The sequence below is a fragment of the Novosphingobium sp. genome, assembly GCF_032093395.1.
Lineage (GTDB): Bacteria > Pseudomonadota > Alphaproteobacteria > Sphingomonadales > Sphingomonadaceae > Novosphingobium.
Genome location: NZ_DAMDBA010000018.1, coordinates 50660 through 66421, shown reverse-complemented (window position 1 = coordinate 66421; position 15762 = coordinate 50660). Strand labels below are relative to the sequence as shown.

Below are 15762 nucleotides of genomic sequence, written 5' to 3'. Positions count from 1 at the left end.
ATCCAGAAGTATCCGGACAGCTATGCGCTGTCCGATGGCCAGCGGTCTCGCGCCGAGGATCGCGAAATGGACGACGCGCGCGGCTATGCCCTGCCCGACGGTGCGATGGATGAGGCGGACGGCTTTGCCGAAGAGGACGGTTTCGGGCCGCCGCGAGGACGCATGGTGATCCTCGACGGGTCCGGTTGGGACGATCGCGCCCCTCCGCCGCGCTGGATCGAACGGGATGAAGGCGAGGCAGGGGAAGAACCCGCCTTCGTCTCGCCGCCCGCGCCTTTCCAGAGCCGTGAGCAGCGCCTCTATCAACCGAGCCCCCGCAGCTACCTGCCGCAGCAGGCGGCCCCGGCCACGCCGCCCCGGCCCCCCGCACCGCCTCGCGATTCGGGCGCCGATGCCGCCGCCGCTTCCGCCGCGCGCGCCGCCGGTGCGGCCGCGGATGTCCTGGCCGCCGAGCGCGAGGGCGCCTGATGGCTCAGGCCAGCGTCAGGAATAACTCCGCCTCGATCACCCATGCGCCGCCCAGTTCGCGCCATTTCGCGGTGTAGGTTCCGGCGGCCGCCATCACATCGGAAGTGCTGTCGATGCCTTCCCACCGGCCATGCTCCATTGCGATCGGCTCTACCGGCGAGATCGTGACCTGATCCGGCATTCGCGCGTAGACCATCCGCGCCGGGCTCGCGAACTCGCGGCGCCAGACTTTGACCTGCCCCATACGGCCCGAAATCACCGCGCTGTCGGTGCCGGTCACCATCACGCAGTCGCGCGCCAGGATGGGGCCGATAGCGGCAGCGTCGCCCTCGGCGATGGCGCGGTTGAATGCAGCGCGGCGGGCGCGTATCGCCAGTTCGGCCGCGCTCACGCCTGGAACCCGTTGTTCCCCGAGCTACGTACCGGATTGGCAGCGTCACGCCCGACGACCGTTGCCCAGCGCCGCACCGTCCAGCGCTCGACGATGCCTGCGGTCACATAGGGATCGGCCTTTGCAAAGGCTTCCGCCGCCTCCGGACTGTCCCCGGCGAAAAGCAGAAGCGCCGTATCGACCGGATCCTCCACTGCCCCGCCCAGCACCAGTTCGCCGCGCTCCACCGCCTGCCAGGCCAGCGCCAGATGCGGTTCGCGATATTGAGGGCGAAGTTCCAGATAGTCGGCGGCAAGGTGATAGGTCAGCAGGTAGTGGTTCATCGCGCGGCTCTCGTGCTTGAAGGTGTGACCACCGAGCTTACACGAAACCCGCCTTGAGCGAGCAATTCAGGAACAACCCTCCACATACTCCAGCACCGGCATCGTTCCGACATGGATCAGCTTGACCTTCCCGTCCTGCCCGATCTCGAACCGCAAGGCCGGATCGCCGCTTTCGGCATTGGGCGCCGTGAGGTACTTCGCCGGCGCGGGTTCATACTTGTGCGCTTCCTCTCGGAAACCCGCGAACCACTTCTTCACGTCGGCCTCGGTAGAGCCCACGCCGATGCCTTCCACCAGCTTCACCGTGGAACGTTGCCCCAGCGTGATGCGCCGGACTTTGCCTTGTTCGACAATGGCATAGACGCCCGGATAGTCCGGCGAGGTGATCGTGCGACAGGTGTCGGACTCCTGCGCCCCGCGCTCTGCCCATGAGGAACCCGCAGGGGCCGCCTCGCCGATGCGGAGATTGCCCAGGCCTTCCAGCGAGAGAATCTTCCCGTCGGTACCGGCCGTGGTCTTGCCGGTGGTCATGACGGCGGGCGATTCTGCCACATCCGCCGTCGGCACGACGGATGTGAGCTCGGCAGCAGGCGACGTGGCGTCGCCCGCCTGCTCGGGTGCCTGGGACGAACAGGCGGCGAGGGCGCAGGCGAGCGCGGATGCGACGAGGATGTTCTTCATGACAGGGCAATGCGCAAGCCAGATGAAGGTTTCCCTGCGCCATCAGGATCGATCGTCGAGCCGCCCGATCAGTGCCATGGCTGCCGCCGGCGCTCTTTCCTTGGCGCCATTGATGAAGAACAGGAATACGTCGCGCCCAGCGTCGGACCAGTCTTCGACACGCTTGCGCCAATGATCCAGCTCGGCGTCGGGGTAGCCCTGCTCGATCTCGCTGCGCGCGTTCTGGAGGCGGGCGTAGACGAAAGGGCCCGCTTCGGCCGCTTCCTCGAATGCCGGGTAGTCCGAACTGTCGGCCAGTACGACGGCGACCTCGGCCTTGCGGACGAGAGCCAGGAAGGCCGGATTGTTGAAGCTCTCGTGACGCGGCTCGATGGCGTGGCGCAGGCGCAGACCGCCGTGCCGCTCCGGCAGCAGGTCAAGGAATGCGGCGATCTCGTCGGGATCGAACCGCTTGGTGGCGGCCAGTTGCCAGTTGATCGGGCCCAGCTTGTCGCCCAGTTCGACCAGTCCCTGCTCGACGAAGTTGGTGACGCTTTCACCCGCTTCGGCCAGGTTCTTGCGGTTCGTGCAGTAGCGGGAGCCCTTGAGCGCGAACCTGAATCCATCGGGCACGGCATCGCGCCATTTGGCGAAGCTGGCCGGCTTCTGGCGGCCGTAGAAAGTGGCGTTTATCTCGGTTCCCGTAAGGTGCTGCCCGACGTATTCCAGTTCGCGGGCCTTGGACACGCCCTTGGGATAGAATGTCTCGCGCCAGGGGTTGTAGCTCCAGCCGCCGATGCCGACGTGCACTTCGCCCTTACCCCCGGCGGCCATCAGCTTTTCTTCCGCGAGAGGCGGCGGCGATTGGCGGTGACGCGCTTGCGATAGTGGCGGACCGCCTTGTGCGCGGTCTGCTCCGGAGACGTCAGTCCGCCGGTAGCCAGCTTCATCGCCAGTTCGGCGTTGGCCTGGAGTTTTTCGGTGACCATCAGCATGTTTTCGCGGTTGCTGCCGCGTCCGGTCATCATGTCCGTAGTGCGCATACCCATGACCATCATGGATTCGGCCCAGAGCCAGTAGCTGTCATGGGCGAGTTTCATCCAGTCGCCGTTGGTATCGCGGGGCATTCGGGTTTCTCCAGATGGAGAGCCTCAGTACCAGCGCAATCGATTCCCGCGAAGGAGAATTGGTGGGGTCGCGCATCTACGTCGTCCCGGGCTCGACCCGGGACCGCTGGCAGTTCTTTAGGCGAGCCCTCGCATTGAAGAGCCTTGCCGAGAGGACGGCCGTTCACCGCCAGCGGTCCTGGATCAAGTCCGGGACGATGTGATTATCCGTGTTCTCCGTTCAATCGTGCTCGCGGTCACCGGCGCCCATGTAGAGTTCGCTGCCGGTTTCCTTGAACACCTTGCTCATCTGCGCCATTCCGGCCTCGGCTTCGCTGATGGCGAGCATTCCGCCATCCTCGGCGGCAATGAAGCCGGTCGAGGGCTGGTTCTGCCGGGCTGCAAAGTCCCGCACTTCCTGGCTGATCTTCATCGAGCAGAACTTCGGCCCGCACATCGAGCAGAAATGCGCGGACTTCGCCCCTTCGGCGGGGAGGGTCTGGTCGTGGTACTGCTCCGCCGTGTCGGGATCGAGGCTGAGGTTGAACTGGTCGCGCCAGCGGAACTCGAACCTGGCGCGAGACAGCGCATCGTCGCGCACCTTGGCGGCCGGATGCCCCTTGGCCAGATCGGCGGCATGGGCGGCCAGCTTGTAGGTCACGACGCCCACCTTCACATCGTCGCGGTTGGGCAGGCCGAGGTGCTCCTTGGGCGTGACGTAGCAGAGCATTGCCGTGCCGTACCAGCCGATCATGGCGGCGCCGATGCCGCTGGTGATATGGTCGTAGCCCGGCGCGATGTCGGTAACGAGCGGCCCGAGGGTGTAGAACGGCGCTTCGCCGCAGGCCTCAAGCTGCTTGTCCATGTTCTCCTTCACCTTGTGCATCGGCACATGGCCCGGCCCCTCGATCATCACCTGCACGTCCTGTGCCCAAGCGCGCTTGGTCAGTTCGCCAAGAGTGTAGAGTTCGGCGAACTGCGCCTCATCATTGGCATCGGCGATCGAACCGGGGCGCAGGCCGTCGCCCAGCGAGTAGGCCACGTCATAGGCCTTCATGATCTCGGTGATTTCGTCGAAGCGCTCGTAGAGGAACGATTCGCGGTGATGGGCGAGGCACCACTTGGCCATGATCGATCCGCCCCGGCTTACAATTCCTGTCACGCGCTTGGCGGCGAGCGGCACGAAGGGCAGGCGCACGCCGGCGTGGATGGTGAAGTAGTCCACGCCCTGCTCGGCCTGTTCGATCAGGGTGTCGCGGAATACCTCCCAGGTCAGGTCCTCGGCAATGCCGCCGACCTTTTCCAGCGCCTGATAGATCGGCACGGTGCCGATCGGCACGGGGCTGTTGCGGATGATCCATTCGCGGGTGTCGTGGATGTTGCGGCCGGTGGAGAGGTCCATCACCGTGTCCGCCCCCCAGCGGATCGACCAGACCATCTTGTCCACCTCGCTCGCCACGTCCGACGCGACGGCGGAGTTGCCGATATTGGCGTTGATCTTGACCAGGAAATTGCGCCCGATCGCCATCGGCTCGCTTTCGGGGTGGTTGATGTTCGAGGGGATGATGGCCCGGCCCCGCGCCACTTCCTCGCGCACGAATTCGGGCGTAACGTAATCCGGGATCGCCGCACCCCAACTTTCACCATCTCTGGCCTGCCCGTCACGCTGATATTCCTTCAGCATGGCGCGACCGAGATTTTCACGCTCGGCGACGTATTCCATCTCCGGCGTGATGATGCCGCGCCGGGCGTAGTGCATCTGGCTGACGTTCATGCCCGGCTTCGCACGCAGCGGGCGCTTCACCACGTTGGGGAACGCCGGGACGCCGCCCGAACGGTCGGGACCGAGCTGGCCATTGTCCTCCGGCTTCACCGCGCGGGCCTCGTAGTCCTCCACATCGCCGCGTGCCACGATCCATTCACGGCGCTTGGCGGCAAGGCCCGCCGCGATGTCGATGTTCACATCGGGATCGGTGTAGGGTCCGGAGGTGTCGTAAACGCGCACCGGCGCCTCGCCCGAACCGGGCTCCAGATGAATTTCCCGCATGGCAACGCCAAGCGGCCCGACGTGAATCTTCTTCGACCCGCGAATAGGGCCAGTGGTAACGCCGATTTCCAGTTTGGAATTGATGTCGGCCATAAGCGATTTTCCTTCGACTTATGGACGAAAGAAAGGTCGCGACAGATGAGTCCTGTGGCCCGCCCTTCCCTCCGCCCGTATTAACGGGTTCAGGTTCAACGGGTCGGGCAGCGTGACCTGCCCCTCTCAGCCTTTTGTTTCCTTCCGGCTTTCGCAAAGCGAAAACCTTGGGCACAAGCTCCCCGGGGATGGGCGGACGATAGACGCGGCTTTTCCCCCCGTCTAGAGCCGCGAGAGACATGCCGATCATCTATCGCCTCGACGCAGCCGCCCCCCAGGTCGCCCGTGCCATGGGAGCAGAGGCGGGCGAAGATCCTTGGCGGGGCGGCGCGGTTTCGGGCGGCGGCTTCGCGCCGGTGGTGACGATGGGCCGCGAGTTCGTGGCGGGGCCAAGACCCGAAAAACGCCAGCCGCGCCGCATGGTGCCGCGCCTCTGGGGCGTGCCGCCGCCGCCCGCCGCCTTCGACCAGCGTCGCCACGGCATTCTCACCGTGCGCAATCTCGAAAGTCCGTTCTGGATCGGCAACTTGCGCAACAGCGAGTTCCGCTGCCTGGTGCCGGCCACCGCTTTCATGGAATGGGGCCGGGTCGACCCGACCGACGGCAAGCGCCGCCAGTGCTGGTTCGAAGCGGTCGACCAGCCGATCTTCGCCATGGCCGCGGTCTGGAAGGACAGCGAAGTTCCGAGCTTCGCCCTGCTCGCCTGCGAGGCCAATGCGGCTCTGCGCGCCGAGGGTCGCGACACCATGCCGGTGATCCTGCCGCCGGACGCGCAGGAAACCTGGCTGCGCGGCGACTGGAAACGGGCCGCCGAACTGATCGTGCCCTATTCGTCCTCGCTTATGAAAGTCAGGGTTTCCGGGGGCGTATAGCGCTCATGAGGAAAGGCCCGGACCGTCACGAGGACGATCCGGGCCCACTCCCCTGCGAAGAGATTGGCCTGCGAAGAGAATCCGATTACTTGAAGCGGATGCCCACGCCGCCCATCAGGCGCTGGCGCGAAGTATGGCCGTGATAGTCGGAATAGACGTATTGCGCGTTCACATAGACCGGCAGGCGCCCCTGGGTCAGCGTATATTCCACGCCGCCGCCGACCTGGTAGCCATCGGCGCGGTAGTGGTCGTAGACCAGCGTGTCGCCGGTAGGACCGTCGATGCGGCGGCGCTGCTCGCCGTTGACGTAGCCGCCCTTGGCGAACACCAGCAGCTGCGGCGTGGCGAGGAAACCGGCGCGAACGGCCGCGCCCCATTCCTCGAAGCCCTTGTGGCAAACGCTGTTGCCGTCCGGCAGGCCGTTGCAGTTTTCATTGCCGCTGCCCGGCTTCCAGAAGCTGCCCTCGGCGCCGATCACGATGCGTTCACCCAGCGTGCCGTCGAAACCGACCGTGCCGCCGTAGCCGAACTTGTCGTTGTGATCGCCTTGCGACCGGAACCGGTCACCACCGAAGTTTCCTTCGACGCGGATCCCGCGAAAGCTCGTACCGTTGGGAGCGATCTCGGGGGAACCTGAATCCTGCGCAAGGGCCGGCTGGGCAGCGATGCCGGCGGTAAGTCCGGCGGCGAGCATGGCTGCGAGCGTGGTGGCCTTGATCTTCATAACACGTCCTCATTTGGGGTCGGGGGTTCCAGCAGAACCGCGACCGGACGGTCAAAGTTGCTCATTAGGGGTAATCCGGTACGCGATCCGGAGCGGAATGTGACGGTTACGCAACACCCGAAGATTGGCGAAAATCCGTCCATTCAGGCCGCAAACCCCTGCGGATTCGCATTTTCCCGAAGGCTGGATTCCCTGCGCATGGTGGGTCGCCGAAAAGAGGCCGATACTTTTTCGACCGTTCCGGGAACCGGCTGACGCTTGCGTTTGAGCGGTGGCAGAAGGCGCCGAAGACATACGTCGTCCCGGACTTGATCCGGGACCGCTGGCAAATCTTCAGGCAATACGTCGCAGAACCCCGCCCCAGCCACACCGCGCCCAGCCTTGAGGTAGACGCAGCTCGGCCAGCGGTCCCGGATCAAGTCCGGGACGACGACTTATTCAGCGTCATATCCGCGGACACCTCGGGCTACACTTCAGGCGTCAGCCCAGCAGCTCGGCCATCTCCACCACGCGCTTTTCGCGCGCGCTGAGTTCGGCCGCGGCGCCGATGGCCACTGCCATCAGCCCGTCGCGCGCGGTCACTTGAACCTCGCCCTCGCCGCGAACCGCACGGGCAAAGGCTTCGTGCTGGTAGAACGTCGCGCCGTGGTGCGAACCGGCTTCCATCGCCGCTTCGTCCACCGCCACATGCCAGCGCTCGACCGACTTCGGCCCCGGCCAAGGCACGCGCGGCGACCAGACGAGATCGCCCGGCGGGATCAGCACGTCGAGGCGGCCCTTGTCGCCGGTCGCGCTCATCTCTTCCTGATGCTCGGCGCCCTCGGCGAACATGCAGAGGTCGAGCAGCGCGCGGCTGCCGTCCGCGAAATCGACAGTGGTGAAGCTGTTGTCGATGATGTCGGGCTGGCGGCCATCATAGCGCTCGTCCAGATGGTTCACATCCATCGCGCCCGAGCAGTAGACCCGTACCGGCTCCGAGCGGGTGATCAGGCGCATGAGGTCGAAGAAGTGGCAGCACTTCTCCACCATGGTGCCGCCGGTATTGACCGAGAAACGGTTCCAGTCGCGCACTTTCACCAGGAACGGGAAGCGGTGCTCGCGGATCGAGAGCATGTGCAGACGCCCGACCTTGCCGCCGTGGATCTCGTCGATGAAGGCCTTGGCGGGCGGCATGAAGCGATATTCCATGCCGGTCCAGAACGGGGCCTTGCGGGCCTCCGCGCGCTCGACCACCCAGCGGGCGTCTTCCATCGTCGTGCAGAGCGGCTTTTCGCAGAGGATTGCCACGTCGCTGTACAGCAGCGGCTCCAGCACGTCGCGGTGCGTGAAATTCGGCGAGACGACCACCACGGCATCGAGCCCCGCATTGGCGATCATGCTGGCGCTGTCGGCATATTCGGCCACGCCCTCCGCATTTTCGCCCAGGGCATCCTTGGCCCAGCCGAGCGACGTCGGTTCCGGATCGGCGATGGCGACCACTTCGGCGCCTTCGAGGATCTTGAGATTGTGGATGTGCTCGACACCCATCATCCCGGTGCCGACAATTCCGTAACGCAGCGTCTCTACCATTTCACGACTCCATGTGCCATGTGGCGGCTCATGACCACGCTCACGACGCGGGCCCTATCGGCCCAACCCGTCCCGCTCGGCAAGAGCGGAATTTCCGTTTTCCCGATTGCCTGGGGCATGTGGCGGCTCGCCCGACCGGACGGCAACGACGATATCGGCGCCATCGTCGCGCGTATCGAAGCGGCGCTTGAGGCCGGAATCACCCTGTTCGACACCGCCGACATCTATGGCTGCGACGCCGCGCTCGGCTTCGGCGGCGCGGAAGTGCTGCTGGGCAAGGCGCTCGCCGCCCGCCCGGATCTGCGCGAACGCATGATCATCGCCACTAAGGGCGGCATCGTGCTCGGCGTTCCCTACGATTCGAGCCCGGACTATCTGAACAAGGCGCTCGAAGCCTCGCTCGAACGCCTTGGCCTGCCCTCGGTCGAACTCTACCAGATCCACCGCCGCGACTTCCTGGCCCATCCGCGCGACGTGGCCGACACCCTCGCCGCCATGGTCGATAGCGGCAAGGTCAAGGCCATCGGCGTCTCCAACTATAGCCCCGCCGAATTCGACGCGCTCCAGGCCTTCCTGCCCTTCCCCATCGTCTCGACCCAGCCGGAATTCTCCGCCGCGCGCTATGCGCCGCTCTATGACGGCACGCTCGACCAGGCGATGGCCCGCGACGTGGCCGTGCTGGCATGGTCACCGCTCGGCGGCGGGCGCCTTGCCGCCGGTTCGGAAGATCCGGTCGCGAAGCTGGTCGCCGCGCAGGGCGAGCGTTACGGCACCGATGCCGCCGCCGCCGCGCTGTCGTGGATCATGGCTCACCCCTCGCGCGCGATCCCCATCGTCGGCTCGCAGACCCCGGAGCGCATTCTCGCCTCGCGCGATGCGCTGAAGGTCGAATGGACGGCGCCGGAATGGTATGCCGTGCTCGAAGCCTCGATGGGAGCACGCCTGCCGTGACACGCGATCCGTGCGAGATCAGCTGGTTTTCGGCGCTCTGCGACGATGACTACGAGTTCCTCGGCCAGCCGGACCCGATGCTGCGCTCCAGCTGGGAGCATTGCCGCAATATCGTGACGGCTGCCGAGGAAGGCGGTTTCGACAACGTGCTGCTGCCTTCGGGCTATACGCTCGGGATCGACACCACCGCCTTCGCCGCCGCCATCGCCACCCAAGTCCGCCGCATCAAGCTACTGATGGCCGTGCGCATCGGCGAAATGTGGCCTGCCCAGCTTGCCCGCCAGATCGCCACGATCGATCAGATTTTAGGCGGCAGGCTGAATATCAACATCATTTCCAGCGAGATGCCGGGCGAGACGCTGGACGGCCCCGCGCGCTACGAGCGCACGACCGAGGCCATCGAAATCCTGCGCACCCTGCTCTCGGGCCAGTCGCTGGACCATCAGGGCCGGTTCTGGAACCTGAAGCTCGACGCCCCGCGCATGATCGCGCCCGGTTCGAAGTGCCCGGCGCTCTACTTCGGCGGCCTTTCCGAACCCGCCCGAGACGTCGCCGCCAAGGGCTGCGACGTCTACCTGATGTGGCCGGACCGGATGGAAGCGGTGAAGGAAACCATCGCCGACATGCGCGCCCGCGCCGCCAAATACGGCCGCACCCTGCGCTTCGGTTATCGCGTCCATGTCATCGTGCGCGAAACCGAAGTAGAAGCGCGCGGCGCCGCGGATCGCCTGCTTTCGCGCCTCGATGCGGCCGAGGGCGCCGCGATCCGTGCGCGCTCGCTGGACTCGCAATCCGTCGGCGTGCAGGCGCAGGCCGCACTTCGCGAAACCGCCAGCGACGACGGCTATGCCGAAGACAACCTCTGGACCGGCATCGGTCGTGCCCGCTCGGGCTGCGGCGCGGCGATCGTCGGCGATCCGGACCAGGTGCTGGCGAAGTTGCAGGCCTATCGCGAGGCCGGGATCGATGCCTTCATCCTCTCCGGCTACCCTCATGCGCGCGAGGCGGACCTGTTCGCGCGGCATGTGCTGCCCCGGATCGATCACGGACCGCTGGCGCTTTAAGGACAAGGGAAAAGCAGGGGGGCAGCACCCCCTGCACCCCCAACACCGTCTAGGTCACGCCGACCAACTGCCTCACGCGCCCATGGTGGCGTCGGGAGACTTAATGGCTGCGCCGCAAGGAGCGCAGGACCGATAGGTAGCGCACAAAGTAGACATTCCGAGGGTCTGGGGGATCATCCCCCAGGACTTCTGACTTCACCCCTCCACCCTAGAATTTCTTGTTCGCCCCTGCCCCCCGCCATCGCTAGACGATCCGCGATGCAGAAATTCCTCCACACCCGGACGTGCCGCGCATGACCTTGTCCCCGCGCCGCCGCTGGCTGCTTTTCGCTCTCGCTCTTACGGCGGGCGTGCTCAATCTCGTCGACCGCCAGATCATCTCGGTGCTGAAGCCGACGATCGCCGCCGATCTCGGCTGGAGCGACGACGACTACGGCACCTTGGCCGCGTGGTTTCAGGCGGGCGCCGCGTTCGGCTTCCTCGCGGCGGGCTGGATCGTCGATCGGCTGGGCGTGAAGTGGGCCAATGCGGCGGGTGTGGCGGCATGGTCTCTGGCCGCGATGACGCATGGCTGGGCGCATAGCTTCAGCCAGTTCGTGCTTTGCCGCATCGGGTTGGGCGCCACGGAATCGATGGGCACGCCGGCGGGCGTCAAGACCATCGCCACCATCTTCCCGCCGAACTTGCGGTCGCTCGGCTTCGGGCTTTCGAACGCCATGAACAGCCTGGGTGCGATCCTGGCCCCGCTGACGATACCGCTGGTGGCGGCAGTCTGGGGCTGGCGCGCCGCATTCGTGCTGGCCGGCGTGATCGGCCTGTTCTGGGTTGGGGCGTGGCTACTGGCTTCGCGCGGGGTGGACTTCGGGGACCGGCAACCAACCGTGGAGGGCAGCCTGGTTTCAGGCGACAAGCTGTTCCTGAAGGAAGGGCGCACCTGGACGATCGCTCTGGCCAAAGTGCTGTCGGACGCCACCTGGTGGCTCATGCTGTTCTGGATGCCCGACTACTTCAACCGGCAGTTCGGCCTGTCCGGCACCGACCTTGGCCCCCCGCTGGCGCTGGCATACTGTGGCTCGGCGGCCGGATCGCTGATCTCGGGCTTCGCGGCCAACCGCCTGCTTTCGAGCGGCTGGAGCGCCAACCGCACGCGCAAGACGCTGATGCTGATCTCGGCGCTCTGCGTGGTGCCGGTGCCGCTGGCGCTCCATGTCGAGGGCTACTGGCCCGCCGTGGGCCTCATGGCGCTAACCCTGGCCGGACACCAGGGCTTCTCGACCAACCTGTTCGGCCTGATCGCCGACGTGACCCCGCGCCACAAGGTGGGCCGCGTGACCGGCTTCGGCGCCTTCTGCGGCAACCTGGGCGGCACGGCGATCAGCAAGATCGCCGGCCTCGTGCTCGCCGCCGGGCTCGGATACGGCCCGCTGTTCGGCTTCGCCGCCGTCTCCTACCTGCTTGCGCTTGGTTGGATTCAGCTCACCATGCCCCAAATCGTCCCGGCAGAGGACGCCGATTCATCTCGCGCATAGGGCGACTAAAGGAAAACTATCTTTCTCAACTTAAACAGTTGAGTTAGCGCCGCGCGATCCAGGGAGAATTCCATGACCATGACACCGCTCCGCGCCGCCCGCACCCTGCTGCTGGCTTCCGCGGTCCTGCTTCCCGCCACCGCCTATGCGGACGAGGCCCCCGACTCCAATTCGGGCGAGATCGTCGTGACCGCGCGCTACCGCGACGAATCGCTTCAGCAGGTGCCGATCGCCATCACCGCCGTCAGCGGCGAATCGCTGAACGACCGCGCGATCCACAACCTCCAGGACCTGAGCGCCACCGTGCCTTCGGTCGACTTCCGCAATGGCGCCTCGAACAAGGACCGCACGGTCTTCATTCGCGGTGTCGGCACGATCAGCACTTCGCCGGGCGTCGAATCCTCGGTTTCCACCGTGCTTGACGGCGTCGTCCTGACCCGCCCCGGCCAGGCCACGCTCGACGTCGGCGAAGTCTCACGCATCGAAGTGCTGCGCGGCCCGCAGGGCACGCTGTTCGGCAAGAACGCCTCGGCAGGCGTGATCAGCATCGTCACCGCCGCGCCTTCACAGGAATTCCATGCCTATGCCGAAGGCAGCGCGACCACGGACGAGGAATACCGCATCAAGGCGGGCGTCACCGGCGGCATCGCGCCCAATGTCGCCGCCCGGATCGACGGCCTCTATGCCAACTATGACGGCAACGTGCGCAACGTCTTCACCGACAACACGGTCAACGGCTACGAACGTTACGGCGCCCGCGCCAAGATCGAGGCGACGCCGGTCGACAATCTGAAGTTCACCCTCGCGGGTGACTACCTCTATTCGCACGACACCACGCCGAGCGGCGTCTACGCACGCACCAGCCAGATCGCCTATCCCACCGGCACCGTCACCCAGTCTCCGGCCCTCGCAGCCTTCCTGGCGGGCCAGGGCATCACCGCAGGCCCGGAAAACCGCGAGGTCAGCACCAACTTCGACACCGACGTGCGGGACAAGAACTATGGCGGCTCGCTGACCGCCGAGTGGGGCCTGGGCGACTACACGGTCACCTCGATCACTGCCTATCGTGAGTGGAAGAACCGCCAGCACCAGGACTACGACGCCCTGTCGCAGCTCTCCGCCACTTTCCCCGAAGGCGACGATCGCGGCATCGTGGACAACAGTCAGTTCTCGCAGGAACTGCGCCTTACCTCGCCAAAGGGCAAGCTGATCGACTACGTGGTCGGCGCCTATTATCTCCACGCCAAGACCGACGAGGTCTACACCCGCTCGCTCACGCGCCTGATTTCCGGCGCGCAGAACGTGGTGACGGGCGTGGCGAACTACGGCGTGAAGAGCGACAACTACGCCCTGTTCGGTGAAGCCAACATCAACTTCACCCCCTGGCTGCGCGCCATTGCAGGCTATCGCTCGACCTGGGACGACCTGAGCTACTATCACGTCCGCACCTCGACGAACGACCCCACCAACTCGGGCGCGACCGCGCTCGACGTGGCAGGCATCCGCGCCTACCACAATTCAGCCGGCTCCACCTCGACACGTGGCGATTCCTATCGCGGCGGACTCCAGCTGGATTTCGCGGCCAACAACCAGGCCTATTTCACCTACTCGCGCGGCTACAAGGGCCCGGCCTACAATGCCTATTTCAACATGCGCTCGCTCAACGCGACGACGCCGCTGGATGAAATCGCGCTGAAGCCGGAAACTTCGGACTCGTTCGAAGGCGGCATCAAGGGCTCGGCGCTGGGCAACCAGATCACCTACGCCCTTGCCGTCTACACCACCAAGTTCCACAACTACCAGGCCAACTACAACGACGTGGTCGGCGGCGCGCAGGTCACCCGCCTGATCAACGCCGGCACCGTGCAGACCAAGGGCGTGGAACTGGACTTCGGCCTCCGCCCGATTCCGGGCCTCTCGCTCGATACCTCGGTGGCCTATACCGACGCCAAGGTGCTGAACTTCATCTGCCCCACCGGCGCCCCGGCAAGCTGCGATATCAACGGCGAAGTCCTGCCTTTCGCGCCGAAATGGAAGCTCTACAGCAACGCGGCCTACCGCTTCGCGCTGTCGGGTTCGCTCGACCTCGAAGTGCAGTCGGACATCACGCTCAAGAGCCGCACGCAATACCAGCTGGCCCAGACGCCCGGCACGATCCAGCCGGGCTACTACATCTGGAATGCCAGCGTGGCCCTGATTGGTACCACCGGCGACTGGCAGCTGCGTGGTTTCGTGAAGAACATCACGAACCAGAGCTACTCGAACTTCCTCGCCAACGGCACGCTCGCCGGGATCGTCCGCTACGTGCCGCGCGACGACAAGCGTTATGCCGGGATCATGTTGCGCAAGGACTTTTAAGCAAAAGGGAAAGCAGGGGGTCAACACCCCCTGCACCCCCATTACCGTCTAGGTCACGCGGACCGACTGCATAGTGCGCCCATGGCTGCGTCGGGAGACATAATGGCTGCGCCGCAGGGAGCGTACAACGGATAGGTAGCGCGCAAGGTGGACATTCCGAGGGTCCGGGGGATCATCCCCCGGGTCTTCCCTTCCTCTAAAGCCCCTCACCCCCAACCCAATGCGCATCCGCCAGATAGCGCGCGAGGTTCCACACCTGCCGCCGGATATCCGGCACCGCCACGATCTCCCAGGCCTCGCCCTTGGTGACCGGGCCTACTGCAAACAAAGTATCCTGCGGCGCGCCTTCCGCATCGCGCACCCGGCCGAGATGATCGACGTCCAGCCCAAGCCGGTGCGCATCCGAACGCACCTTGCCCTGTGCCAGCAGATCCTTCACCAGCGGCGCCCCGCTGCGCATCAGGTCGCCCTCGGGTCCGGTGCAATTGATGGTGCGCGAGACTTCCAGCCGCACGAGATTGTCCTGCCCACGCGGGCGATAGACCACCGAAACGCCGCGCTCGGTCGGTTCCGCGCCGACGAGCTTTCCGGCAACGAATTCCAGCCGCCCTTCCGCCTCGATCTCGGCGATGCGCCTTGCCACATCCGGCGCCAGGCGATGGCGGTGGACGTCCCAATAGGGGCGGGCATGGCGAAGGAAGCGGCGCTGCCCGGCCTCGTCGTGGCGGCGCCAGAGGTTCTGGGTGTGGGGGCGCAATTCGTCTGCGGCGGCCCGCCAGCCGATCTCGGCAGCGCGATTGCGCACCCGGCGCACGAGGTGCGAGCCGCGCTCTTCCGGGGCGGGGACGTAGCTCACCGAGGGACCACTCTCCGCATGGGCCAAGGGCTTGAGCCCGCGCCGCGAAAGCGCGGTGATCTTGCCCCTGAACCCGGCCTTGTCGAGCGAGAGCACCATGTCGGCAGCCGTAAGGCCGGTGCCGATCAGCAGGACGTGATCGATCTCGTCGATCTTCTCCAGCGTGCCCGGCTGCCAGGGGTCGGTGAAGCGGCGATCCTCGGGAATGGCGGCCAGCACGGGATGGGGCGAAGGCGGGAAATTGCCCAGCGCCAGTACCAGCGCGCGGGCCTCAATCTCGTCTCCGTCCGACATTTCCACGACGACGCGGCCGTCCTCGAAGCGCGTGGAACAAGCCTCGGCATTGACGATGAGAGCGTTCTGCCCCGCTTCGGCCAGTGCCCGGATCAGAAGTTCGCGCAAGTAGAGGCCATAGGACAGGCGCGGGACGAAGCGGTTCGCCTGCTCGTCGCCGCTATGTCCGATCCAGCGCAGGAAATTGGCCTGATCGTCCGGGAAGGCGCTCATGTTGGCAGCGCGCACGTTGAGCAGATGCTCGGGCCAGCGCGTGCCGAATGCCAGGCCCTTGGCAAGCTGGGCGTCCTTGCGCTCGATCAGGACCACACGCACGCCGTTGCGCAGGAGGTTGATCGCCAGCAGGGTTCCGCTGAACCCTGCCCCTACGATCGCAACGGGAAGCGCGCCGTTTCCATTCTGAGTATTCAACTGGCTGCTCCCTTGCGGTATTCGAAAGCACCATCTAGCGACGGCG

At 65.6% G+C, this 15762-nt stretch carries 14 protein-coding genes, 1 pseudogene and 1 riboswitch; of the genes and pseudogenes, 6 read left to right on the top strand and 9 right to left on the bottom strand.

Annotation, left to right across the window (positions count from 1 at the left end):
• Window positions 1-468 (top strand): annotated as a pseudogene (locus RT424_RS09095) (hypothetical protein); the annotation flags it as partial.
• Window positions 469-472: 4 nt separating this feature from the next.
• On the opposite strand, the gene RT424_RS09090 reads toward RT424_RS09095, so the two are convergent.
• From RT424_RS09090 to thiC, 6 genes are all read right to left on the bottom strand, one after another.
• Window positions 473-859 (bottom strand): DUF4440 domain-containing protein, encoded by a 387-nt coding sequence (locus RT424_RS09090; protein ID WP_313436640.1) that lies wholly within the window; start codon window positions 857-859, stop codon window positions 473-475.
• Window positions 856-1182, bottom strand: a complete 327-nt coding sequence (locus RT424_RS09085) for a YciI-like protein (RefSeq protein WP_313436637.1) — start codon at window positions 1180-1182, stop codon at window positions 856-858. The genes RT424_RS09090 and RT424_RS09085 overlap by 4 nt, the downstream gene beginning before the upstream one ends.
• Before the next feature lie 66 nt (window positions 1183-1248).
• A complete protein-coding gene (locus RT424_RS09080; protein ID WP_313436634.1) occupies window positions 1249-1863 on the bottom strand; it encodes a hypothetical protein in 615 nt (204 codons plus the stop codon).
• A 42-nt stretch (window positions 1864-1905) separates the two neighbouring features.
• Window positions 1906-2676 (bottom strand): DUF72 domain-containing protein, encoded by a 771-nt coding sequence (locus tag RT424_RS09075; RefSeq protein WP_313436632.1) that lies wholly within the window; start codon window positions 2674-2676, stop codon window positions 1906-1908.
• Window positions 2676-2969, bottom strand: coding sequence for a hypothetical protein (locus RT424_RS09070; RefSeq protein ID WP_313436629.1), 294 nt, complete (start codon window positions 2967-2969; stop codon window positions 2676-2678). The genes RT424_RS09075 and RT424_RS09070 overlap by 1 nt, the downstream gene beginning before the upstream one ends.
• A 220-nt stretch (window positions 2970-3189) precedes the next feature.
• On the bottom strand, window positions 3190-5088 hold the full coding sequence (thiC, locus tag RT424_RS09065) for a phosphomethylpyrimidine synthase ThiC (protein ID WP_313436626.1): 1899 nt from the start codon (window positions 5086-5088) through the stop codon (window positions 3190-3192).
• Between the two features lie 49 nt (window positions 5089-5137).
• A riboswitch (TPP riboswitch) is annotated at window positions 5138-5283 on the bottom strand.
• A gap of 44 nt (window positions 5284-5327) precedes the next feature.
• Here thiC and RT424_RS09060 point away from each other — a divergent pair.
• Window positions 5328-5960, top strand: coding sequence for an SOS response-associated peptidase family protein (locus tag RT424_RS09060; protein ID WP_313436623.1), 633 nt, complete (start codon window positions 5328-5330; stop codon window positions 5958-5960).
• A gap of 85 nt (window positions 5961-6045) precedes the next feature.
• On the opposite strand, the gene RT424_RS09055 is transcribed toward RT424_RS09060, so the two are convergent.
• Window positions 6046-6684 (bottom strand): outer membrane beta-barrel protein, encoded by a 639-nt coding sequence (locus tag RT424_RS09055; protein ID WP_313436621.1) that lies wholly within the window; start codon window positions 6682-6684, stop codon window positions 6046-6048.
• 480 nt (window positions 6685-7164) lie between these two features.
• Window positions 7165-8253 (bottom strand): Gfo/Idh/MocA family oxidoreductase, encoded by a 1089-nt coding sequence (locus tag RT424_RS09050; protein ID WP_313436619.1) that lies wholly within the window; start codon window positions 8251-8253, stop codon window positions 7165-7167.
• 30 nt (window positions 8254-8283) lie between these two features.
• On the opposite strand from RT424_RS09050, the gene RT424_RS09045 reads away from it, so the two are divergent.
• The 4 genes from RT424_RS09045 to RT424_RS09030 all read left to right on the top strand — a co-directional run bounded on the left by RT424_RS09045 (window position 8284) and on the right by RT424_RS09030 (window position 14155).
• Window positions 8284-9204 carry an aldo/keto reductase gene (locus RT424_RS09045; RefSeq protein WP_313436618.1) on the top strand — a complete coding sequence of 307 codons (921 nt, stop codon included), beginning with the start codon at window positions 8284-8286 and terminating at the stop codon, window positions 9202-9204.
• Window positions 9201-10268 (top strand): LLM class flavin-dependent oxidoreductase, encoded by a 1068-nt coding sequence (locus tag RT424_RS09040; RefSeq protein ID WP_313436615.1) that lies wholly within the window; start codon window positions 9201-9203, stop codon window positions 10266-10268. The genes RT424_RS09045 and RT424_RS09040 overlap by 4 nt, the downstream gene beginning before the upstream one ends.
• Before the next feature lie 293 nt (window positions 10269-10561).
• Window positions 10562-11797 (top strand): MFS transporter, encoded by a 1236-nt coding sequence (locus tag RT424_RS09035; protein WP_313436613.1) that lies wholly within the window; start codon window positions 10562-10564, stop codon window positions 11795-11797.
• Window positions 11798-11869: 72 nt separating this feature from the next.
• The gene (locus RT424_RS09030; protein ID WP_313436610.1) at window positions 11870-14155 is read left to right on the top strand and encodes a TonB-dependent receptor; all 2286 of its coding nucleotides are present in this window, start codon (window positions 11870-11872) and stop codon (window positions 14153-14155) included.
• A 196-nt stretch (window positions 14156-14351) separates the two neighbouring features.
• On the opposite strand, the gene RT424_RS09025 is transcribed toward RT424_RS09030, so the two are convergent.
• Entirely contained in the window at window positions 14352-15716 is a 1365-nt protein-coding gene (locus RT424_RS09025) for an FAD/NAD(P)-binding protein (protein WP_313436608.1), read from the bottom strand.
• Window positions 15717-15762 lie beyond the last annotated feature (46 nt).